This is a genomic window from Paenibacillus sp. 2TAB19 (assembly GCF_052115185.1).
Classification (GTDB): Bacteria; Bacillota; Bacilli; order Paenibacillales; family Paenibacillaceae; genus Pristimantibacillus.
This window is the reverse complement of record NZ_JBFRGE010000066.1, coordinates 16,414-38,444: the sequence shown is the minus strand read 5'-3', so window position 1 is coordinate 38,444 and position 22,031 is coordinate 16,414. Positions and strand designations below refer to the sequence as shown.

Below are 22,031 nucleotides of genomic sequence, written 5' to 3'. Positions count from 1 at the left end.
CCTTATTTCGTTATAATAAATAATTTATTACATTCGTCGAGCAATTTCGTAATCGTTCGACAAATATCGGTATTTTATGAAATGAAGAAGGTCTGCTGTCATCATTAGATCACAGCAGACCTTTGGTATGCTATTAGGCGGCTTCTCCAAGCCAGCTTGTGTCCTTAGAACGCAATAACACTCCCGCATCTTGCAGCATCCATTCAATAAAGCAGCCGTAACCGGAAGAAGGATCATTCACGAATACATGGGTAACTGCTCCAACAAGCTTGCCGTTCTGAATAATCGGACTGCCTGACATGCCTTGCACAATACCGCCTGTCTTATTGAGCAGCCGCTTATCCGTAATCTTAATGACCATGCCTTTGGTTGCAGGGCCAGATTGCTTGGATACATGCGTAATTTCGATATTGAAGCGTTCTACTTTCTGACCATTCAGGACCGTCAATATTTGGGCTGGGCCTTCGTTGACATCTTCGGCAAACGCTACAGGCACCGATCTTTCGCTGTAGCTATGGGTAGGCGTTTCATTCATTTTGCCGAAAATGCCAAATGGCGTATTTCGCTCAATGCTGCCTAATATTTTGCCTTCCTTTACGAAATGAGCAAGCTTCGAACCAGGCTCGCCATTCTGACTCTTATTGATGGATGTTACGCTCGACTGAAGGATTTGACCTTCGCCTACTTCAATCGGCGTTTGGGTATCCATATCGGTAATGACATGCCCGAGCGCCCCGTATACCCCCTGATCAGGGGCATAGAACGTCAACGTGCCTACACCTGCCGCTGAGTCGCGGATGTACAGGCCAAGACGCCACACCTTATCCTCGGCATCATAAGCCGGATTTAAGGATGTTTGACTTAACTGTCCACCGCGCTTATAGACGACGTTGAGCGGCTTGTTATCCGTCCCTGCACGATCTGTCAGCTCGGCAACCTTGTGTACTTCATTGATCGGTGAGCCATTGATCTTAACGATCAAATCGCCTAATCTTAGTCCCGCAGCTTCGCCAGGAGATTGCTTCATTCCATCCTTGCCTTCAACCTGATGATGTCCAACAACAAGTATTCCAGCTGACTTCACCTTGACGCCAATCGTTTGGCCTCCAGGTATGACTCGCAAATCCGGCACCACATTAACCTTTACAGTTTTGAACGGGATTTTACCAAATAATTTCATCTTTACTTGCGTTTGACCGCTTTGATGCGGTTGAAGCGACATTGGTTCATTAAGATTGACTGACAAGGACTTGCTTGTTGATCCGTTAATCTGGAGCATCTGAGGGTCGACGGTTACTTCTGCATGTACCGGAACTCCATATTGCAATCGTTTCATCTGGCCTGCGAACATCCGAAGCTCATTCGGAACGGCGGCATAACGCTGAAACGGGGCAGAGAGCCCAAGCATGCAAACGAAGAAAACGAGAAGTAGGCCAAACCATCGCTTCCGTTGATTGGAGTTCAATGATTTCACGCTCCCTGTGATTCCATCGCATGACGAAAAGGTAAGTCGCCAATGGCGTACCTTTAAGTTACCCTGCCCCGATTGTTTTATGTCCGCAAAAACATTCCCTTATTGGCTTCCATTACGCCCCTTTCTGACGATGCGCCAAATCAAGCATTTCTTGTGCATGATGCCTGGTTTTTTCCGTTACTTCCACTCCGCCCAGCATTCGTGCAAGCTCATCAATGCGATCTCTCTCCAGCAACGCAGATACTGAAGTAGACGTACGTTCGCCGATCACTTGCTTGCGGATCTCATAATGATGATCTGCCATACATGCCACCTGAGGCAAATGAGTAATCGAGAATACTTGGCATTTCCCCGATAGCTGCGACAGCTTCTCGGCAATCGCTTGGGCAGCGCGGCCGCTAACYCCAGTATCCACCTCGTCAAAGATGAGCACGGGMACTTGATCGATCTCCGCGAAGATAGTCTTCAAGGCAAGCATAATTCGAGACATCTCTCCGCCTGAAGCGATCTTGCTAAGCGGCTTAAGCGGTTCGCCCGGATTCGTCGAGAGCATGAACATCGCTTCATCCATGCCGTTCGCATGCAGTCGAATGACGCTTTCTCCCTTCGACTCATCCTTGCATGGCTCGAGCTTCACGCGAAATAAGGCATTCGGCATCTGCAACTGCTTAAGCTCCGTCTCAATCGCTTCTGCCAGCTTCATGGAGGCATGCTCACGCAGCTTCGAAAGCTCCTTGGCATTGTCCAATGCTTGCGCATACAGCTTCGCTTCTTGAGCGCGCAAGCTCTCGATAAGCTCATCTCTATTCTCGATCTTGTCGCGTTCGGCAGTCGTCTTCTCGAGATACGACAATATATCAGGGATGCTCTCCCCGTATTTCCGCTTCAATCCGTTAATTAAATCCAAACGGTCATCGATATGCGATAGCTGATCCGGATCGGATTCAATGCTGTCTCGATAATCCCTTAGTTGGAATGCCGCATCCTCCGCCTGATAAAAKGCCGATTGCAATTGCTCAAGCAACGGACTAAGCTTGGCTGCATCATACGTCTGGATATCGATCAACTTCGCAACTGCCTTACTTACCGCATCAAGCCCCTTGCCGCCATACAGAAGCGTATAGGCTTCGGATACCGCGTCCATACGTTTGCCAGCATACATCAGCTTACGACGTTGCTCCGACAACAACTCATCCTCGCCAATCTTCAACTGCGCGTTCGTGATCTCCTCGATCTGGAATCGATACAGATCAAGCATCTGCACATTATGCCGGGCCGAGCTCTCGATATCCTTCAATGCGTGTCTTGCCTGCTGAAGCTGAGTGTATACCTCGCGGTATTGCAGCTTACGTTCAATTAGCAGGTCGCCGGCGAACATATCAAGCCACTCCAAATGCTGTTCGGTTCTTAAGAGTGATTGATGCTCATGCTGTCCATGAATGTTGACAAGACACTCGCCGATCTCACGCAGCATCGTCATCGTCACTAGCTGGCCGTTCACTCTGCTGCTGCTCTTGCCTTGCGATGTGAGTTCGCGCCTGATGACAAGCATCTCCTCCGAAGAGGCATTCACACCTTGCTTCTCTAATACGCGCCATACCGGATGGCTGGAAGACAAGTCGAACATCGCCTCCATCTCGGCCTTGTCACAGCCGTATCGAACCATGTCTGCGGAGCCCCGTCCGCCGACGACCAGACTGAGCGCATCAATTAGAATCGATTTCCCTGCTCCAGTCTCGCCCGTCAACACATGAAATCCATGATGAAACGTAACGTGTACCTCTTCAATAACCGCTAAATTCCGAATAGACAACTCGCGCAGCATGGCTGATTCCTCCTTAGTTCAATAAGGCGAGAAGCTGCTCAACAAGCTCCCCGCTTTGCGTCTTCGTCCGACATATAATTAAGATCGTATCGTCCCCGCAGATCGTACCCATTACCTCCGGCCACTCCATGTTGTCGAGAAGCGCGCCGATTGCATTCGCTGTACCCGGCAGACATTTCATAACAACTAGATTGTCCGTAAAATCAATATGTACGAAATGATCGAGCAGAGCCCGCTTAAGCTTATGAACCGGATTCTGGCGCTGCAGCTCTTGAGGCAGCGAATATTTATACTTTCCTTCGCCGGCAGGCACCTTAATTAGCATAAGCTCCTTCATATCGCGAGAAACCGTAGCTTGAGTAACATGCAGCCCCGATAGGCGCAGCGCTTCGACCAGCTCGTCCTGCGTCTCAATAACTTGGTTCGTAATTAAATCTTTAATCTTGAATTGGCGAATACCTTTCATAAAAACCTCCGAAGCCMAGTGGGCTAAATATGAAAATGAATCTTGCGTATTATTCTTTCCTTCGCGTCCACAAACAACACGCCTGAGCATTGAGGCAGCAAGAGCGCATAGACGAGCAGCCGATCACGAACGCCGCTTCCTGTCCAATCCATCGGCATCCGTTCACGAGCCGACTTCACAATATACGTCTTGTTGTCCATTTCCGCAACATAATCAATATATAACCGGCTTCCGAGTTCTTGACCGTCCAATTCAACGGCAATAGGAATCAAATGCTTGCCTGACACAACCTCGTACCCGAACCGCTCCAGCAACAAAATATTCTCATCATTGGGAGACAGCGTTCCGCCCTTGCCGAGCTTGAGTCTGCTTACACTTGTCGGGGCATGAAGCCACCTATAGAAAGCTCGGAACATCCAGATAAGCAGCAAGCTGCCTGCTAAGAGCATGATGAACCAATCACCGTATTGCGACATTAGCAGCCCTCCATTGCTATAAATACCGACCATAACTTAATGGTTCGATATAAGAGGGCCATATTCCTGTCTTAGACTTAAATACGTTCAAATAAAAGCGAACGCTTGTTTGGTGTCTTTAGTTTATCAAATCATAGAACATATTGTAAAGAAAAAAAGATGCCCCAGCAGAACTGATCTGCTCGGCATCCTTCCTGAATGCTTTTATTTTTTGCCGCTGGAGAATGTTGAATTCGCTTGCGCTACAAGACCTTCCACGTCAAGCGACCCCGGCACAACAGCCCCAGCCTCGCCGCTCCAGAGCCAATAAGCAAGAAATTCGATATTTCCTTCGCCGCCCGTAATCGGTGAGAAGGTAATGTTCTGCAGCGTATATCCGAGTTCTGCTGCCATGTTTAATACGTTATGAATGACTTCCTTATGAACGCTGGACTCGCGGACAACACCGGACTTGCCAACTTTCTCCCTGCCTGCTTCGAACTGCGGCTTAATTAAGGCGACAATTCCAGCACCTGGGGACAGAAGCGTCGCTAGCGTTGGCAATATAAGCTTAAGCGATATAAAGGAAACATCTATGGTTGCAAAGGATGGCTGTGGTCCAACCAAGTCTGCCGGTTGCATATATCGGAAGTTGGTTCTTTCCATAACTCCTACCCGCTCATCTTGACGCAGCGACCAATCTAACTGATTGTAACCTACATCAATCGCGTACACGTAAGATACTCCATTCTGGAGTGCGCAATCCGTGAACCCTCCGGTAGAAGCACCTATATCGAGCATAACGCGGCCGTTTAACTCAATTTCGAACGCTTTGATCGCTTTCTCAAGCTTCAAGCCTCCGCGACTTACGTAAGGGTGAATAGCCCCTTTCACCTTAATGTCTGCATCGCGGGCCACTTTCATGCCGCTCTTATCGATTGGCTCGTCATTAACGAGCACGAGCCCGGCCATTAATGCTGCTTTGGCCTTCTCCCTGCTTTCAAAAAAACCGCGCTCCACGAGCAGGACATCTATACGTTCTTTCGCTATCGTTGTCATCGTTCTCCTTAATGCTTTCCTGTTACACGCTTAATGCGGCGCGGCATCATTTCTTTGAACTCCGTAGCAACGCGCTCAGCCGTAAGTCCAACTTCCTCACGCTGCTCCTTAATGGAACCATGCTCGATAAAGCGGTCAGGCACACCGATAATTCGGATTGGCAAGCCATATTTGCTATTCAGGGAATAGAATTCAAGCACGGCGCTGCCTAGTCCGCCCATCTCTGAGCCTTCTTCCAGCACGATCATTTGCTTGCCTTCGGCAGCAAGATTCAATAACATTTGCTCGTCGAGAGGCTTAATGAAGCGAGCATTCACAATCTGTATGTTATGGCCTTCGCGCTTCAACAATTCAGCAGCTTCTTCAGCTACTTGAATCATCGGCCCCAGCGCTATAATGACGCCTGAATCGCCTTCTCTAACCGTCTCCCACTTCCCGATCTCAAGCGGCTGAGGATTGGGATCAAGCGGAACGCCTACGCCATTAATGCGAGGATAGCGCACAGCTATCGGACCTTCATTATACTCAACTGCAGTTACAAGCATACGTCTAAGCTCATTCTCATCTTTAGGCATCATAAGCACCAAATTAGGCACATGCCTTAAGAACGCAATGTCGTATACGCCATGATGCGTTTCCCCATCCGGGCCTACGAAGCCAGCACGGTCAATCGCAAAAATAACGTTTAGATTTTGGCGGCAAATATCATGAACGACCTGATCGTACGCCCGCTGTAAAAACGTCGAATAGACAGCATATACCGGCTTTAGACCTTCCATAGCTATTGCTGCGCACATCGTAGCGGCATGCTGCTCGGCAATACCGACGTCAATCATTCGTGTCGGGAATTGACTTGCAAAGCGCAATAGACCCGAACCGCCTGGCATAGCCGGTGTAACGGCAACAATTCGCTCATCCTTCTCGGCAAGCTCAATAATCATATCGCTGAACACATCCGTATAGACCGGAGGTCCAACCGCCTTCATCACTTGACCCGATTCAATCTTATAAGGCGTAATACCATGCCACTTGAACGAATCGGCTTCCGCAGGGGAGTAGCCTTTGCCTTTCACGGTAAGCACATGAACAAGTACAGGGCCTTGGATATTATCTGCTTGACGCAGGATATCGAGCATCTGTTCCATGTCATGACCGTCGACAGGACCCAAATAGGTTAATCCGAATTGCTCGAACAAAATACCGCTAACGAGCAAATATTTCAAGCTGTCCTTGAATCGCTCCGCTGTCTTAGCCAGTTTCCCGCCGATTGCAGGAATTTTGTTAAGCAGCTGTTGAAGCTCATCCTTAGCTTTCTGGTAATGCCGATCCGTGCGGATTTTGCCCAAGTAGTGATGAAGCGCTCCGACGTTCGGCGCAATAGACATCTCGTTATCATTCAAAATTACGATCATTTTTTTCTTCTCATGTCCGATATGGTTAAGCGCCTCTAGCGCCATGCCGCCCGTTAACGCACCATCGCCGATAACGGCAACGACGCGGTTGTTCTCGCCCTTCAGATCGCGGGCAAGCGCCATACCCATTGCAGCTGACAATGACGTGCTGCTATGACCGGCTTCCCATACGTCGTGCTCGCTCTCCGCGCGCTTTACGAATCCGCACAAGCCCTTGTACTTCCGCAGCGTATCGAATTGATCTTTGCGTCCGGTCAATATTTTGTGCACATAGGATTGATGTCCGACATCATAAATAAACTTATCTTCTGGACTATTAAATAAATAATGCATGGCAAGGGTYAGTTCAACGACTCCCAAATTGGGAGCGAGATGACCACCCGTAACGGATAGCTTCTCAATAAGAAATTGCCGTATATCGCTCGCCAGCTCATTAAGCTGCGACACTGACAAAGCTTTCAAATCTTGAGGCCCGTTAATATGGTCAAGCAGCAATTTACTTTCCTCGCTTTCGCGGACAGCAGATTTACTGTCCCATGAACGTCTACATCTGAATACTAGCAAGCTCGAATGGGAGCCCCGTTCGATGCGTATACTGTACAGTTTAACATACAGTAAACGTATTTCCCAATACTATCAATACTTGAACCGCGATTAGTGATCGCGCTGCACAAGATAATCGGCTATTTCGAGCAATCGATCCGGTGAAGCAAACTCCGCTTCAAGTATCGCTGACTTCGCTGCTTGCGTAAGTCGCTCGACTTGCGCCTTGCTCTCTTCCATTCCGATTAGAAACGGATAGGTTACCTTGTTCTGCGCTACATCGCTGTTCGTTTTCTTGCCAAGCTTCTTCTCGTCGCCAATCAAATCAAGAATATCGTCTTGAATTTGGAAGGCCAATCCGATGTTCCGGCCATAAACCGATAGAAGCTCAAGCTGCTTCGGCGTAGCACCGCCGATACGCCCGCCCGCCGTAACACAGAATACGATCAAATCGCTCGTCTTATGAAGGTGAATATACTCAAGCTCACTAATGGACGTAATCCCTTGCTCACCGAGCATATCGGCTACTTGACCCCCGACCATGCCTGGCGCGCCGGCAAGTCTCGCCAAGTCTCCAACGATTGCAAGCGCAATATCGGCAGATAGTCCGCCTTCATTCGCCGCTTGCGTAACCAAATAGAAAGCATGGGTCAGAAGCGCGTCGCCGGCAAGAATCGCCATCGCTTCTCCGAACACTTTGTGGTTCGTCGGCTTGCCGCGGCGGAAATCATCATTATCCATCGCCGGCAGATCATCGTGAATGAGCGAATACGTATGAATAAATTCGATCGCGCTTGCAACGGGCATCGTCTGCTCGCGCTTCGTTCCCTCGCCGCCAGCAGCTTCCGCCGCAGCGAGTACGAGTGCCGGACGAAGGCGTTTGCCGCCCGCTTCCAGCGAATATTGCATGGCATCGCGAAGCTTCTGCGGCACATCCCACTGCGCGGGAAGCGAATGCGTAAGGGCTGCTTCTGTCTCAGAAGCGCATTGTGCCAAATAGGCTTTAATTCCGTCTCTCTGACTCAAGCTTATTCTCCTTTATCGTCGTTTGAATGCGCAAACGATTTTTTCTGAAAGCCCTGCTCCGACTCCATTAGCAGTTCGATCTTGCTTTCGACCTGTTCAAGCTTGCCGCCGCATAGCTGCGACAGCTTCATCCCTTCTTGAAACAGCTCAATAGCCGCTTCTAACGGAACATCGCCATTCTCAAGCTTAGCTACGATTGATTCCAGCCGTTCCATCGCTTGTTCGAAGCTAATTTCCTCGTTTTTCGCTGCTTTCACCGCTTCGTTCTCCTTCCGTTGACCTAACCTCACAGTCCAATTGGCCGTCAGCTAGCTTTACTTTAATCAAGGCTCCTGTCTTCACTTCGCTTATCGATTTGATCAGCTTCCGTTCATTCTCGTCATAAACGAGACTATAGCCTCTCGACATCACTTTGAGGGGACTTAAAGCATCCAATTGCTTCATCATATTAAATAGCTGCATCTTGTTGTCTTTCACATAAGCCGCCATCGCTTGTTCCAGCCCTTTGGAGGTGCTCTGCAGCTGCTTAGCCGCGAATGCAACCCGTTCGCCAGGATGGTGTGCGGCAAGCGCTGTCTGTTGCCTCGCAAGACGCGTATAACCTCGATCCGATATGCGCTTCATTCGAGATTCAAGCCGTTCCCGCAGACGATCCAGCCGCTGTGCTTGATCCAACATATATTTCTTAGGATGAACAAAAAAAGGAGAACGCCGCGCTCGCGCCAATCTCTCTCTTCGATCCTGCAAAGCGTAACGCAACGCCTGTTCCATTCGCTGCTGCTTACGAAGTAACTGCTGCTTCAGTTCTGCCACATGAGGCACAGCCAGTTCAGCCGCTGCAGTAGGCGTTGCAGCTCGCAGGTCGGCAACAAAATCGGCTATCGTGAAATCCGTCTCATGTCCGACTGCACTTATGACGGGGATTCGAGAAGAGGCTATGCTGCGGGCAACGCTCTCTTCATTGAACGCCCACAGCTCCTCTAACGACCCGCCCCCGCGGCCAATAATTAATACGTCCGTCTCGCCGAAACGATTCATTGCTTCTATCGCTTTCACAATTGAAGGCGCTGCCTGCGTTCCTTGAACAAGAACTGGGTATATGTATACCGGAATAGAAGGAAACCTTCGTTCCAGCGTTGTGATAATATCGCGTACGGCAGCCCCGGTAGGCGATGTAATGACGCCTATCGCACGCGGCAGGAAAGGAAGTGCCCGTTTGCGCGATTCCGCGAACAAGCCTTCCCCTTCCAGCTTCGCTTTCAACTGCTCGTAAGCGAGATATAGGCTGCCGATGCCGTCTGGCTGCATCGCAGTGACATAGAATTGATAGTTGCCGTCCCGCTCGTAGACGGATACATTGCCTCGTGCTAACACCTTCGAGCCTTCACGAGGAATGAACGGCAGACGCTGATTATGCGAAGCGAACATGACAGACTTAAGTCTGCTGTCGCTATCCTTAAGCGTGAAGTACATATGACCGCTGGAATGATGCGTGAAATTCGATATTTCGCCTCTAAGCCATACATCGCTTAACAGCGTATCTGAATCCATTTTCATCCGGATATAACGATTTAATTCTTTGACAGAGTAGACACGAGGCTGATTCGCCACTGTTCTGGTCACTCCCCGATTCCATTAGCTCGCTTAGCTGAAGTAATCGTATTTTGCATGAGCATCGTAATCGTCATAGGGCCAACTCCGCCGGGAACCGGCGTTATGTATCCCGCAGTCTCCAAGCAATCATCATAATCAACATCGCCAGCTAGCTTGCCGTCAGCCAAACGGTTAATGCCGACATCAATAACAATGGCGCCCGGTTTAACAAACTTGCTGTCGATTGCCTTCGCTTTGCCGATGGCCACAACCAAAATGTCCGCTTGCTTTGCCAGCTCTTCCATGTTAGCCGTCTTTGAATGGCATACCGTAACGGTTGCATTCTCGCGAAGAAGAAGCATCGCTACCGGCTTGCCTACGATATTGCTACGACCGATGACAACGGCATGCTTGCCCGCAATATCGACGCCGCTGCGCTTAATTAGCTCGATAACGCCAGCAGGCGTACACGGAAGCAGGCTATCATCACCGATTACGAGATTGCCTACGCTCTCGGGATGGAAGCCGTCAACGTCTTTATCGACGCGAATCGAATCAATTACAGCTTTCTCGTTAATATGCTTCGGCAGCGGAAGCTGCACGAGAATGCCGTTAATCGACTCCTGATTGTTCAGCTTGTCGATTAACGCAAGCAGATCAGCTTCGCTCGTATCTGCCGGCAGGCGATGAACTTCGGAATAAAACCCGAGCTGCTGACAAGCTTTCTCCTTCGAACCGACATATACTTTCGAAGCTGGATCTTCTCCAACCAAAACAACAGCTAACCCAGGAACGATACCTTTTTCCTTAAGGGCAGCCGCTTCTACGACCATTTCCGAACGGATAAGATCCGATATTTTTTTGCCTTCAATAATATGTGCGCTCATTGCATTCGTCCCCTTCAAATGTCATTAGAGTACTCAATCATTCGTCAATCTGTTGTCAGGCAATTAAGACTTAAGCTCGTCCAGTTCGGATAGAAGCTTGCCGAGCACGCCATTGACGAACTTGCCAGATTCTTCCGTACCGAAGTGCTTTGCCAGTTCAATCGCTTCGTTGATAGCCGCTTTAGGAGGCACATCGTCGCGGAATACCATTTCGTAGCAGGCTACGCGCAGCACCTGACGGTCAACACGTGACAGCCTGTCCACTTGCCATCCCGTCAAAAATTGCTGCAGCATGCCGTCGATTGCCTGCTTCCGTTCAACGACGCCAAATACAAGCTCGCGGACGAATTCATCGGTGCTTCCCACTTCAGACGGATTTGCGCCGATCTCATTTTCTTGACGCAGCTCGTCCATCAGCATGTCAATAGCCTCTGAGGCTGTTACTTCATTCATTTCCAGTTGATATAGGCTGGACACTGCTAACTCTCTTGCTAATCTTCGTTTCATATGACCTCCGCGGCAGCTTAAATGCCGATTTAATTTCTAACATGATTATCTAGAATCGAAAAAACCTATGATCTCCTCCCTGCCCGTAAACGAGCATTGGTCCGGTTTGCGGAGTAAGGAGGAGACCACAGGATCATCTGTACGGCCGGAATCTGTCAAGTAGCGAATCCCAAAGCTTCTGCCAAGGCAATAAAGGTCCATCGCTTGATTCTTTGTGCTTGCCAATCCAATATCCGATCGATACGAGAAACCCGACAACGAGCATATCCCAGAAGCCGCTTATTAAATATATAATGCCCAATAACAATCCTGTTGCCGCACCGATTATCCGTTTCCAATAGGCTGCCCACAATTGTTTCCATACCACTTGGAAGCCCACCTCTATTCCACGCGACTCTTGAACGTGCCGGATTGAATGACATTAGCGACATATACTGCCACATTCATAACCGGGATACCGGCTATTTCTTCAATATGCTCCTTAACGGAACGTTGTATGTCTTCCGTTAATGTCGGAATCGAGCTTTCCCCGTCGACGACTGCTCTTAGAACAATGTCAAGACCTGCATCCGTCGCACGTATGCGGGAGCGCAAATCCTTAACCCCGCGATGACGCGATGCAGCCTTAAGCGACAGATTCTCAATCGTTTCGAGCGAGATGCGAATATCGCCAAACTCCGTACGTTGATCAATAGATGGAGGTAGCGCAGAGCCTCGTTTAACCGATACGACAAAAAATCGCAAGCTTAATACGAATAAAACGATTCCGAGTACTGCCGTTGTAATCTGAAGCGAATCGTAACGGTATAGATCGGAAATGAAATCGTTCATTGAATCTCTTGTTACAGCGCCGAATCCAACGCACAGCAGGATGACGGAAATTAATCCAACCACGATGCTGTACAGAAATAGAAACAGCTTGTCCATGACTTTGACCATGCGCACCGACTCCTCCCGCCAAACCGAATGAAAACCCCCTTGCGCCGAGCGGCATGCCCATACACGAGGGGGTTGTACGGAATTCAATTAAAAAAATAACTATTTTACGCGTTGTTGCTGATCTTCTTCTACCGGTTTTTCCGCCTGTTTGAAATGTACATCGTGAATATGTACGTTCACTTCAACGACGTGCAGTCCTGTCATCATCTCGATCGAACGCTTCACATTACGTTGAATTTCCGAAGCGATCTCTGGAATACGATTGCCGTATTCAACAATAATGGACACATCAACAGCTGCCTCGCGCTGGCCTACTTCAACCTTTACACCTTTGGACAAGTTTTTGCGGCCAAGCAATTCGGCGATACCGCCTGCCAGTCCACCGCTCATTCCCGCGACGCCTTCGACCTCAATCGTCGCAAGTCCTGCAACAACCTCAATAACCTCTGGTGCAATTTGAATCGTGCCAATATCCGTTTTCTCATATTCAGCAGCAATAATACTCATGATGGTTGTACACCTCCCTAAAGTTGCGCGTACCCGGTAAAGCCGAGCATTTGACCGCATCTTATTTCTATACTATAACATTCGCTACGTTTTATGACAAACGTAACAACTTGTTCACAAGTAAGGTGAAACGGTTAGCACCGTCTTCTGGAGGCGGACGCGTTTCATTCCGGAAAAATATAAGCTTAGTATAAGTAAAACTTATACAGTCTTATATTTTTAGAAAAGTTTAGGCCTCTGGGGAATTAATATCATGCTCTTCAAGGAACTTGATATCAAAATCGCCTTTGACAAACTTCGGATGATTCAGCAGCTTCAGATGGAACGGAATCGTCGTGCGAATGCCTTCAATGGCAAACTCGGATAATGCCCGTTTCATTCTCGCAATCGCTTCTTCACGCGTCGATCCCCATACGATCAGCTTCGCAATCATAGAATCATAATGCGGCGAAATCGTATAGCCAGGATATACGGCGCTGTCAATCCGAACGCCCGCTCCACCCGGAGGCAGATAAAACGGGATGTTGCCCGGCGACGGCATGAAGTTCCGCTCGGAATCTTCCGCATTGATACGGCACTCGATCGACCAGCCGTTAATATGCAGATCCTCTTGGCTAAAGCTGAGCGGATTGCCCTCTGCAACCGAGATCATTTCCTTAATAAGATCAACGTTCGTGATCATTTCCGTCACGGGATGCTCAACCTGAATACGTGTGTTCATCTCCATGAAGTAGAAGTTGCCGTCTGGACCAAGCAGGAACTCGAGCGTGCCTGCACCGGAATAATTAACGGCGAGCGCGGCACGGACAGCGGCCATCCCCATTCTCTCGCGCAAGCCTTCCGAGAGCACCGAGCAAGGCGCTTCTTCTACGAGCTTCTGACGTCTGCGCTGCACGGAGCAATCACGCTCGAACAAGTGAACGGCATTGCCGTGCTTATCCGCCATAATCTGAATCTCAACGTGCTTCATACCCGTCAAATATTTTTCTAAATATACGCCGGCATTGCCGAACGCTTTCTGTGCTTCTTGCTGGGCAGTCGTAATTTGCTGGATAAGCGATTCCTCGTTGTCCGCAATACGGATGCCTTTGCCTCCGCCGCCGGCTGTCGCTTTGATGATTACCGGATAACCGATTTCACGCGCGATCGTAATCGCTTCGTCCATGTTCTCGATCAAGCCGTCCGAGCCAGGAATAATCGGCACATCAGCAGTTTTCATTGTCAGCTTGGCAACCGCTTTATCGCCCATCTTGCTAATAGCCTGCGGAGAAGGTCCGATGAACGTAATGTTGCATGATTCGCAGATTTCGGCGAAGTCGGCGTTTTCAGCCAAGAAGCCGTAACCCGGGTGAATCGCATCACATTCCGTAATGGTTGCCACGCTCATAATATTCGTTAGGTTCAAGTAGCTGTCCTTCGACGCTGTCGGCCCGATGCAATAAGCTTCGTCAGCCAAACGAACGTGAAGCGAATCGCGATCCGCTTCCGAATAGACGGCAACCGTGCTTATTCCGAGCTCTCTGCAAGCCCGAATGATTCGAACGGCGATTTCACCGCGATTTGCAATTAATATTTTTTGGAATTTCACAAAGGAACCCCTTTCAACAACAGTTTCCCTATTAGGTATTACAGCTTACTCCGGTTTAACGAGGAACAGCGGTTGTCCGTACTCGACAAGCTGACCGTTCGTTACGAGTACTTCTACGATCTCGCCCTTCACTTCGGCTTCAAGCTCATTCATAAGCTTCATTGCTTCGATGATGCAGACGATGCTCTTATCCTGTACGCGGTCTCCAACGCTCACGAATGCGGCTGCATCCGGTGACGGGGAGCTGTAGAACGTACCAACCATTGGCGACACGATTTTGTGCAGGTTGTCTGTTTGCGGTTTGCTAGGCGCTGCTTCCTGTGCTGGAACAGCTGCCGGAGCTGCGGCTTGAACAGCAGACTGCTGAATGCCTTGAGGCGGCAATTGCGCATATGTATACGTGCTTGGAGCCGCTTGCACATTCACCACTTCTGTTTTGCCAGGCTTGCGGATAAGCAGGCGCGCCCCTTCGTTTTCAATTTCCAGCTCATGAACGGAAGTTTGATCAACCAGTTTGATCAATTCTTTAATCTCGCTCAATTTGAACATGAATAGATTCACTCCTTAAGTTTGCGGGTAGCAAGCAGCGAGATTTCGCCAGCCACTACGGCTTATTGTTGCCACACGTTCCCAATGTTCACATAACGTTAAACATTATATCATAAACCGTCCTGAACACGAATCATTTTTTCTGACAAGCCTTCACCTTGCGATCCTGCAAACGAGAAAAGCCCCGTTCTCCGACGGCACATTGGCCGTACGAAGCGCGGGGCTAACATCATTTCAAGCGCTTATGCAGTTATGCCTGCGGCTCGTATTGTACCGAGATTTGGTCGGCCTTCAGTTCCAGCTTCGTCATGACAAGCTCCATGATGGCAGCCGCTTCGCTGCGCTCCAGCTTCTCGCTCGATACGACAACGTTATACTTATCGTTCTCCTCATCGATGACGACCATTTCGTATTGTTTCTGCAGTTCTTCCTGCAGCTCGGAAATCTTCGCGTATTTCGCCTCCACGCTCTCCAGCTGGCCCGCAGCTTCTTGACCTTCGTCCGGGTTCGTGAGCACGTTGCCTACTGCGGCAAGCGCCTTGTCTGTCTCCTCTACCTTCTGTTGATCTTGTTTGGCAGTCAGCTCACTGAAGATACCGCCGTCCGTATAGCCTTGCGCCTCCACTTGCTCAAGAGCTGCCTTCTCCGCATCCGTTAACAGCGAGTCATCTGAAGGCTGCTGCACATCGTCAATGACCAGTTCGTTTCCGTCAGTCGATACCTCAGTTGCGTTTTTGCCGCCTTGCTCCGTTTGCGTGTTGTCCGTTACGAGATCAGGCGATTCAACGTCCTGTGTGAATAAATAATACGCCGACAATACCACCATTAAGCTTAACATCGAAACGAGCCACACCGTTTGTCTTTTTGTGTTCATGAGAACACCCTCCCCAACTGATCAATTTTTTAACGCTTGCTAGGCACTACAGATATGCGGTTAACGGACACGCTCACGCCTTTTTCTACGGCATGAATGATGAGCTTCCTCACCGTCTCATTCTCCGCACCCTCAGCTACGATGAGAATGCCGCGAATGCGCGGGTTAATCGTCTTCGTAATAATCGGCTTCTGGTCGCCGGATACCTCGTAGAGAACGACTTGCCCTTCCTTATTGATGGAAGTAATATGTCTTCGTCCGCCGTTCTTATCGTTCTCATCTTGGATTTGCTGCGATTCCTGCTCGTTTTGTTCGACGACAATCTCTTCGGTTGCATCGACCGTTACGAGCACATTAACCGTACCCACCCCGACGATTTTCTCCAAAATATCTTTGAGCCGCATCTCAAGCGGCTGCTCGATAGCGCCAAATTTGGAATCGAACGACGAGGCTCCGTTGCTCCAAGCTGCTTCTTCTTGAGGCGGCGGATTCTCATCCGGCGTTTGCGGATCGACCMTGTTAAACGTCAGAAATGAATTCAAGATCATCAGCGCCGCTCCAATTCCGCCGACGATAAGCAATATTCGCAGCGTCTTCACTCGCTTCGGGCCGCTTGGGCCGCCGCCGACCGCCGATTCTATGCCTTCCAGCCATTTGGCCACCGCGCTGTTCCTCCTCATTCGCTTCTATGTCCAAGGGGTCAATATTATTGCTCATTAACTTGTTGTCTTACGACAATAGCTTTAGCCGCTATTCCCCAGCCTTCCGCCAGCAAGCCTCGTATCGCTTGCTCCTCAGCGGGAGCAGCCGATTTCCAGCCTTCGTCCTCCGAAGAATCCGAGGCCGGTGCCGAGTGATCGTCCTTCTCCCCGTCAGCTCCAATTTCGTTCTCTATATGGATGTCTATCGCAATCGCCTGCACCTCCTTGACAGAGTTCGAATCCTCATCTCCTGCCTTCGCGGCGTCTTTCTCTTTTGTTGCAGCCTCTAAGGAAACTGTTACTTTGTCCAGACGAGGCGTCCGAACACCTGCATCCGAGACCCAACTCAGTTCCGCGTCAACTTCTGATACGGGGGCATTCAACTGCTTCACCAGTTCACTTTTAATCGTTTTTTCCAACGTGATTTCGGTCAGCTTGGCAGCTTCTTGATCACGTTTCTCGGTAAGCTTCTGCGCATTCTGATTAATCTCGTTCATCCCCTGCATCTTCAAGCTTTGTTCGGCTGCTGATTGCGTCCAAGCAGAGAGCCCTTCGTCCAGCATCGAGTTCATATCGGTTTGCAGCAACTTCATAATCGGAGACATAATCGTCAGCAAAATAAAAAGTCCGACAACGAGCCGCACATACCGCAGCATCGCTTTGTTTGGCAACAGCAGTTCAACGAAAACGGCGATTAGGATGACCGCTATGATGTCTCTAAGCCAATCGCTAAGCCAAGCAACCATCGCCTACTCGCTCCCTCCTATCTGACCATCATTGCGGCGTTGCCGGCTGTCAGGATAATCGTCACCGCCAGGAAAAACATCAGACTCACGGCCGCAAGCGCTGCGAACACATATATCATCGTTTTCCCAATCGTCTGCAGGCAGGTTACGATGGGCGAATCGCCAAGCGGCTGCATGATCGCTCCTGCCAAATTGTAGATGAGCGCAAGCGTCATTATTTTGATCGCTGGGAATGAGCTGATGAATAACAGGATAATAACCCCGGCTAATCCGATTGCATTCTTCGCCAGCATTGAAGCCGATATGACGGTATCTGCAGCACCCGAGAACATTGGACCAACGACGGGAACAAAGTTGCCGGCTACGAATTTGGCAGTCCTGAGCGTAACACCGTCCGTCACCGCCCCGGTTGCGCCCTGTACGGATATGACGCCAAGGAAGATGGTGAGCATCGCTCCAAGTACGCCAACGCTTACGTTGCGAAGCAAGTTCGCGAGCTGCGTCACCTTGAACTTGTCGGTTAAGGCGCTCGTAATATGGAGCACGGCCGAGAAGAACAGCAGCGGAAATACGACCGTATAGATCAGCGTGCCGACTGCGTGTATCATGAAAATAATAAGCGGATGAAGCACCGACACCGACACGACATTGCCCATCGAAGCCAGCAGCGTCAAGAGCAGCGGCACCATCGCAAGCATGAATTGAATCATGCTCTCGATCGCTTCCCTTGCATAGCCGATTGCGACGTGAAAGCTGTTGACCGCAATAATAATCATGACCATGTACGTAATGGAGTAAGCGACCTTACTGACGGCATTTCGTTCGAAAGCGTTCTGCAACGTTTCGAGAACCATGCTGAACACCGTCAAAAGCACAATCGTGACGAGCAGCCGCCCATTATAGAGCACTTCATGCAAGAAGTACTTCATGATGCCCTTCAGCACATCGGTTAGCTTAAGCCCTCCGCCGCCAGGCATAATCATTTCCATGAAGCTCGGCACACGCTGTTCGGGAAAGTAACCGCCATATTCGCTGCGGAGCTTATTCCAATAGCTCTCTACCGCGTCTGTATCGAGCCCGCCGATCTGATCAGCGGCCAGTTCGTTCGTCAACTGCTCCGACTGGCTCGTCCCGGCTGCAGCAGGCTCTTCTGCATAGATGCCGGCTTCTCCCGACACCGAAGGCACGAATGAGAATAGCAGTACGGCCGCCATCACGGCGAGCAGCAGCTTGGCCCGATCTAAGGTGCTGGATATAGTCAGCATAGGCATCAGCTCCCTGCCGGCAGTAAGCCGATCACTGTCTCGACGATGACGCTTATGATCGGTACGGCCATGACAAGGATGAACACCTTGCCGGCGAATTCTATTTTTGACGCGATGCTTTCCTGCCCTGCATCTCTCACAATCTGCGCTCCGAACTCGGCGATATAGGCAATCCCGATTATTTTCAAAATCGTCTTCAGGTAAATGGACGGAATGCCCGACCGATTGGCCAGATCCTCAAGCACCGTGATGACGATGTCGATCTTGCCGATCAGATACAGGAAGATGAACAATCCCGTAAATGCCGTAAGCAGGAAGGCGAACATCGGCTTCTGCTCCCGTACGACAAGAATGAGGACGGTTGACATCAGGCCGAGGCCGACGACTTGAATGATTTCCACTTCGTTCACCTACTCGAATGCGTCTAGCTGCAGACGTCTACTGGAACAGAAATATCGTCTTAATTTCTTGAAAAAGGTCGTTCAACAGTCTTACAACCATCAGTAAGACGACAACAAACCCGATGAGCGTTACCCATTGCGCCATATCTTCCTTTCCCATTTGCTTCAGAACCGAATGGATCATTGCAATGACGATCCCGATGCCGGCAATTTGGAAAATCGCGCTCACATCCATGTTCATCCGTACGGCACCCCATTACACCATCAATATGACGATCAGCGCTGCGATCAATACGCCAAGGCTTTTCCACATTTTCTCATAGCGACCTTGATCGTCTCTGGCTGCATCCTCTTCCGATTTCAATTGCAATAAAGCTAGCCGCAAATGCTTCATCTGATCCTCTTTGTCGCTTATACCCAGCGTTGAGCCAAGACGCAGCATAACGGCTTGCTCGCCTGAACGCATCGAGGTGTATGGCCATTGCTCGTTAACGGCTTGCTCCCAGCTTTCGCGGAATGATTTCTCATCGCCTTGCCACACCCCGCCCGCTGCACTGCGGAACAGCTCGGACAACGGTGCGGGCGAGGCTTCCGCCGTTCGTTCGAGCGCCTCAGGAAGCGGCGTATGTCCGTAGCCTATCTCCGTCTCCAACCGTTGCAGCGCATGAGCGAGCTGCCTAAGCTGCTTCGGCCGATCCGCAAATCTAGCGGCCTGCTGGAAACCGATCATCGTGCCCGCGATCAGGATGAGAACTGCTCCAAGCAGCTTAATCACGGCTCACCAGCTCTGAACCGGCTGCTAGTGCTTGCCTCGCGCCGAGATGAAGCAACGACCGGGTCAAAGGTGTCATACCGCTTGCCGCCCGAAGCTACAACGCGATGCATAATTCCATCTGCCGTTCGCTTCAGTTCAACGACGTTAGCGAAGGTCCCTTCGTCAAGGAGCTTCTGAAGCACCGGCCTTCCCCGCGCATCCTGCAAATCGTACGCGTGCGCGGTCGCTACGACACTAACACCCGCATGACTCGCCTCCCGAATCGCTTCGCCATCCTCCGGACGACCAATCTCATCGGCGATGATAACCTCAGGAGACATCGAGCGAAGAAGCATCATCATTCCCTCTGCTTTCGGGCAAGCATCCATGACGTCGGTGCGAGGCCCAATGTCGAACGTCGGAATGCCCCTCATGCATGCAGCAATCTCTGAACGTTCATCAACGATGCCAACCTTGCGCCCTTGCCAGCCCTCCAGATCGCTTTGCTGCCAATAACCGTAGCTGACCGATCTCGCAATATCGCGGATGAGCGTTGTCTTGCCTTGCTGCGGCGGTGCTAGGATGAGCGTCGATAGCAGCGTCTTGCGCGACTTATCCAGCAACTTAGGCAGCAAGTGTGTCGAAGCTCCGAGTACTTCTCTTGCGATTCGGATGTTGAATGCCCCGATATCCCGAATTCCTCTTACCGTCCCGCCGTCCAAAATCGTTCTGCCAGCAAGTCCAATTCGATGGCCGCCCGTAACGGTAATAAAACCTCGTCGCAGCTCTTCTTCCATTGCATACAAGGAATAGTTCGTAATTCTCTCAAGCAGCTTACGGCATAGATCGCTGCTCGACTTATACGTATCGTCCGTAGTCGATTGCCGGAGCGATCCGTCGTTTGCAACAAAGCGGGATTGACCGCGAAAACCAACTTCGAGCGGACGTCCCTCCCGGATTCGTATTTCCTCTAGCTGCTCTTTAACCTGAGCRGGAAGACGCTCTAGCAACGACTTTAATTCAAGCGGCAGCAAATGTATGACTCGCGACAGCATGCTCATCACTCCTGGATGTTTGTCCTCTCGTAGTTCCAATTGTATGCAGATAGGGCGAAAATATGACTCGCCCACGCAATTGCTAGAATCTATTATTTTTTCAAAATACCGATCATTAGGCAGATGATACCAATCGCAACCCAGGTGAACTTCGCCGGCGAGAGCTTGTCTGCCATACCGATTAGTCCGATTGTCGTCGTGGCGAGCAGGATGACGGGCCCGACAAAAGCGAGCGATGAATTGATGATTAGCGCCTTGTCGATTTGGTTCAGCTTCAACATGAGCAGGGCGGCGCAAATCTCGATCGTACCGGACATTAACCGAAGCGACGCCATCGACAATACGATTTTGTTCAACACGTGAAATCAGCCTCCTTTCCAATAAGATGCTATTACCTATGCTTATGCTTGCTTGTCTCTATTTCATGCAGGGCACATGCCTAACAAATGACGCATATAGTAAACCATTGGATTACAATACTGTCCCAAGCAAAGCGCGGGCAAGGAGACGATCGTCATGACTATTGCATCAGCCACGGGCTGGAATCGACTATTGCAAGATCCTAGCGGCAAACGGGCTGCTAGCCGAATGAACCGATTCGGACAAACGATGGTGATAGACAAAGGGATGGGTTTCCATCAGTTCGCTGATTTCGTGCAGCTAGCCGGCCCGCATGTCGACATCGTTAAACTAGCATTCGGCACTTCCGTTCTCTATACGCCCGAACTGCTTCAGCAGAAGCTCACGCTGGCTAGAGAGCAAGGACTAATCGTTATGCCTGGAGGCACGCTTCTGGAGGCTGCGGTTGCTCAGCAAGAAATCGGTTCTTTCATGGATACGGTATGTCAGATGGGCTTCAACGGCATTGAAGTGTCAGACGGTACAATCGAGCTGGACCGCAAACGAAGAACAGGCCTTATTAAAGAAGGCATTTCTAGAGGACTCCACGTCATTACGGAATATGGCAAAAAGGCAGTGGGCTCATTAATCGATCCCGAGGAGCTAGCCTTCACCGCAGAATGTGACTGGGATGCAGGCGCTATGCTTGTAACCGTTGAAGCTAGAGAATCCGGCGTAGATGTCGGCTTATTCGATGAATCCGGCAAATGCAGGGACAGCATGCTGGAAGAAGTCATTAGCCGGGTTGCGGAGCATAAGCGGCTCATGTGGGAAGCGCCGCAGAAGCAGCAGCAGGTTCATTTGCTTCGCTATTTCGGCGCTGACGTGCATCTCGGGAACATTGCACCTTCAGACGTACTGGCGCTGGAGGCTATGAGGCGGGGCTTGCGCTCCGACACCTTCGAGTTCGGACAGTCGGATACGTTTTTTTATATGATTTGATGATTTGATGCTTTGGCTATGACTGCGAGGTCTATAACAATAGCCGAAGGAGAGGCGGAGACGA

At 50.2% G+C, this 22,031-nt stretch carries 26 protein-coding genes; 1 reads left to right on the top strand and 25 read right to left on the bottom strand.

Features of this window, described 5'->3' with window-relative positions; translation table 11 throughout:
• Positions 1 to 133: 133 nt before the first annotated feature.
• The 25 genes from spoIVB to AB4Z33_RS23485 form a co-directional block, all read right to left on the bottom strand.
• The gene (gene spoIVB / locus AB4Z33_RS23605) at positions 134 to 1,465 is read right to left on the bottom strand and encodes a SpoIVB peptidase (RefSeq protein WP_442052237.1); all 1,332 of its coding nucleotides are present in this window, start codon (positions 1,463 to 1,465) and stop codon (positions 134 to 136) included.
• A 121-nt stretch (positions 1,466 to 1,586) separates the two neighbouring features.
• A complete protein-coding gene (gene recN, locus AB4Z33_RS23600; RefSeq protein WP_442052236.1) occupies positions 1,587 to 3,299 on the bottom strand; it encodes a DNA repair protein RecN in 1,713 nt (570 codons plus the stop codon).
• Between the two features lie 13 nt (positions 3,300 to 3,312).
• On the bottom strand, positions 3,313 to 3,765 hold the full coding sequence (gene ahrC / locus AB4Z33_RS23595; RefSeq protein WP_442052235.1) for a transcriptional regulator AhrC/ArgR: 453 nt from the start codon (positions 3,763 to 3,765) through the stop codon (positions 3,313 to 3,315).
• Between the two features lie 23 nt (positions 3,766 to 3,788).
• Entirely contained in the window at positions 3,789 to 4,241 is a 453-nt protein-coding gene (locus tag AB4Z33_RS23590) for a hypothetical protein (protein ID WP_442052234.1), read from the bottom strand.
• 204 nt (positions 4,242 to 4,445) lie between these two features.
• Complete coding sequence (locus tag AB4Z33_RS23585; protein WP_442052233.1) at positions 4,446 to 5,279, bottom strand: TlyA family RNA methyltransferase; 834 nt, start codon at positions 5,277 to 5,279, stop codon at positions 4,446 to 4,448.
• Between the two features lie 8 nt (positions 5,280 to 5,287).
• Positions 5,288 to 7,186, bottom strand: a complete 1,899-nt coding sequence (dxs, locus tag AB4Z33_RS23580; protein WP_442052232.1) for a 1-deoxy-D-xylulose-5-phosphate synthase — start codon at positions 7,184 to 7,186, stop codon at positions 5,288 to 5,290.
• A 159-nt stretch (positions 7,187 to 7,345) separates the two neighbouring features.
• Positions 7,346 to 8,260: a polyprenyl synthetase family protein gene (locus AB4Z33_RS23575; RefSeq protein ID WP_442052231.1), complete on the bottom strand. Its 915-nt coding sequence runs from the start codon at positions 8,258 to 8,260 to the stop codon at positions 7,346 to 7,348.
• Positions 8,261 to 8,262: 2 nt separating this feature from the next.
• Positions 8,263 to 8,517 (bottom strand): exodeoxyribonuclease VII small subunit, encoded by a 255-nt coding sequence (xseB, locus tag AB4Z33_RS23570; RefSeq protein WP_442052230.1) that lies wholly within the window; start codon positions 8,515 to 8,517, stop codon positions 8,263 to 8,265.
• Complete coding sequence (gene xseA / locus AB4Z33_RS23565) at positions 8,489 to 9,871, bottom strand: exodeoxyribonuclease VII large subunit (protein ID WP_442052229.1); 1,383 nt, start codon at positions 9,869 to 9,871, stop codon at positions 8,489 to 8,491. Before xseA ends, xseB begins: the two co-directional genes overlap by 29 nt.
• 8 nt (positions 9,872 to 9,879) lie before the next feature.
• Positions 9,880 to 10,740: a bifunctional methylenetetrahydrofolate dehydrogenase/methenyltetrahydrofolate cyclohydrolase FolD gene (gene folD, locus AB4Z33_RS23560; RefSeq protein WP_442052228.1), complete on the bottom strand. Its 861-nt coding sequence runs from the start codon at positions 10,738 to 10,740 to the stop codon at positions 9,880 to 9,882.
• Between the two features lie 63 nt (positions 10,741 to 10,803).
• Positions 10,804 to 11,247: a transcription antitermination factor NusB gene (gene nusB / locus AB4Z33_RS23555; RefSeq protein WP_442052227.1), complete on the bottom strand. Its 444-nt coding sequence runs from the start codon at positions 11,245 to 11,247 to the stop codon at positions 10,804 to 10,806.
• Between the two features lie 133 nt (positions 11,248 to 11,380).
• Entirely contained in the window at positions 11,381 to 11,614 is a 234-nt protein-coding gene (locus tag AB4Z33_RS23550) for a DUF2273 domain-containing protein (RefSeq protein WP_337101686.1), read from the bottom strand.
• A gap of 14 nt (positions 11,615 to 11,628) precedes the next feature.
• Complete coding sequence (gene amaP / locus AB4Z33_RS23545) at positions 11,629 to 12,186, bottom strand: alkaline shock response membrane anchor protein AmaP (RefSeq protein ID WP_442052226.1); 558 nt, start codon at positions 12,184 to 12,186, stop codon at positions 11,629 to 11,631.
• A gap of 99 nt (positions 12,187 to 12,285) precedes the next feature.
• Entirely contained in the window at positions 12,286 to 12,693 is a 408-nt protein-coding gene (locus AB4Z33_RS23540; protein WP_337101684.1) for an Asp23/Gls24 family envelope stress response protein, read from the bottom strand.
• Positions 12,694 to 12,922: 229 nt separating this feature from the next.
• Positions 12,923 to 14,281 carry an acetyl-CoA carboxylase biotin carboxylase subunit gene (accC, locus tag AB4Z33_RS23535; protein ID WP_442052225.1) on the bottom strand — a complete coding sequence of 453 codons (1,359 nt, stop codon included), beginning with the start codon at positions 14,279 to 14,281 and terminating at the stop codon, positions 12,923 to 12,925.
• 45 nt (positions 14,282 to 14,326) lie between these two features.
• Positions 14,327 to 14,830, bottom strand: coding sequence for an acetyl-CoA carboxylase biotin carboxyl carrier protein (gene accB, locus AB4Z33_RS23530; protein WP_442052224.1), 504 nt, complete (start codon positions 14,828 to 14,830; stop codon positions 14,327 to 14,329).
• Positions 14,831 to 15,080: 250 nt separating this feature from the next.
• The gene (locus tag AB4Z33_RS23525) at positions 15,081 to 15,704 is read right to left on the bottom strand and encodes a SpoIIIAH-like family protein (RefSeq protein ID WP_442052223.1); all 624 of its coding nucleotides are present in this window, start codon (positions 15,702 to 15,704) and stop codon (positions 15,081 to 15,083) included.
• A gap of 29 nt (positions 15,705 to 15,733) precedes the next feature.
• Positions 15,734 to 16,366: a stage III sporulation protein AG gene (gene spoIIIAG / locus AB4Z33_RS23520; RefSeq protein ID WP_442052222.1), complete on the bottom strand. Its 633-nt coding sequence runs from the start codon at positions 16,364 to 16,366 to the stop codon at positions 15,734 to 15,736.
• A 44-nt stretch (positions 16,367 to 16,410) separates the two neighbouring features.
• Positions 16,411 to 17,151: a stage III sporulation protein AF gene (gene spoIIIAF / locus AB4Z33_RS23515; protein WP_442052221.1), complete on the bottom strand. Its 741-nt coding sequence runs from the start codon at positions 17,149 to 17,151 to the stop codon at positions 16,411 to 16,413.
• A gap of 17 nt (positions 17,152 to 17,168) precedes the next feature.
• Positions 17,169 to 18,416, bottom strand: coding sequence for a stage III sporulation protein AE (spoIIIAE, locus tag AB4Z33_RS23510; protein WP_442052220.1), 1,248 nt, complete (start codon positions 18,414 to 18,416; stop codon positions 17,169 to 17,171).
• 5 nt (positions 18,417 to 18,421) lie between these two features.
• Positions 18,422 to 18,817 carry a stage III sporulation protein AD gene (gene spoIIIAD / locus AB4Z33_RS23505; protein ID WP_442052239.1) on the bottom strand — a complete coding sequence of 132 codons (396 nt, stop codon included), beginning with the start codon at positions 18,815 to 18,817 and terminating at the stop codon, positions 18,422 to 18,424.
• Between the two features lie 37 nt (positions 18,818 to 18,854).
• Positions 18,855 to 19,058 (bottom strand): stage III sporulation protein AC, encoded by a 204-nt coding sequence (gene spoIIIAC / locus AB4Z33_RS23500; protein WP_337101677.1) that lies wholly within the window; start codon positions 19,056 to 19,058, stop codon positions 18,855 to 18,857.
• A 15-nt stretch (positions 19,059 to 19,073) separates the two neighbouring features.
• On the bottom strand, positions 19,074 to 19,592 hold the full coding sequence (gene spoIIIAB, locus AB4Z33_RS23495) for a stage III sporulation protein SpoIIIAB (protein ID WP_442052219.1): 519 nt from the start codon (positions 19,590 to 19,592) through the stop codon (positions 19,074 to 19,076).
• Positions 19,589 to 20,626, bottom strand: coding sequence for a stage III sporulation protein AA (spoIIIAA, locus tag AB4Z33_RS23490; RefSeq protein ID WP_442052218.1), 1,038 nt, complete (start codon positions 20,624 to 20,626; stop codon positions 19,589 to 19,591). Before spoIIIAA ends, spoIIIAB begins: the two co-directional genes overlap by 4 nt.
• Positions 20,627 to 20,718: 92 nt before the next feature.
• Entirely contained in the window at positions 20,719 to 20,985 is a 267-nt protein-coding gene (locus tag AB4Z33_RS23485; RefSeq protein WP_337101674.1) for a YqhV family protein, read from the bottom strand.
• 157 nt (positions 20,986 to 21,142) lie between these two features.
• Between AB4Z33_RS23485 and AB4Z33_RS23480 the strand changes: the two genes are divergently transcribed.
• Positions 21,143 to 21,967 carry a phosphosulfolactate synthase gene (locus tag AB4Z33_RS23480; RefSeq protein WP_442052217.1) on the top strand — a complete coding sequence of 275 codons (825 nt, stop codon included), beginning with the start codon at positions 21,143 to 21,145 and terminating at the stop codon, positions 21,965 to 21,967.
• Positions 21,968 to 22,031: the final 64 nt, after the last annotated feature.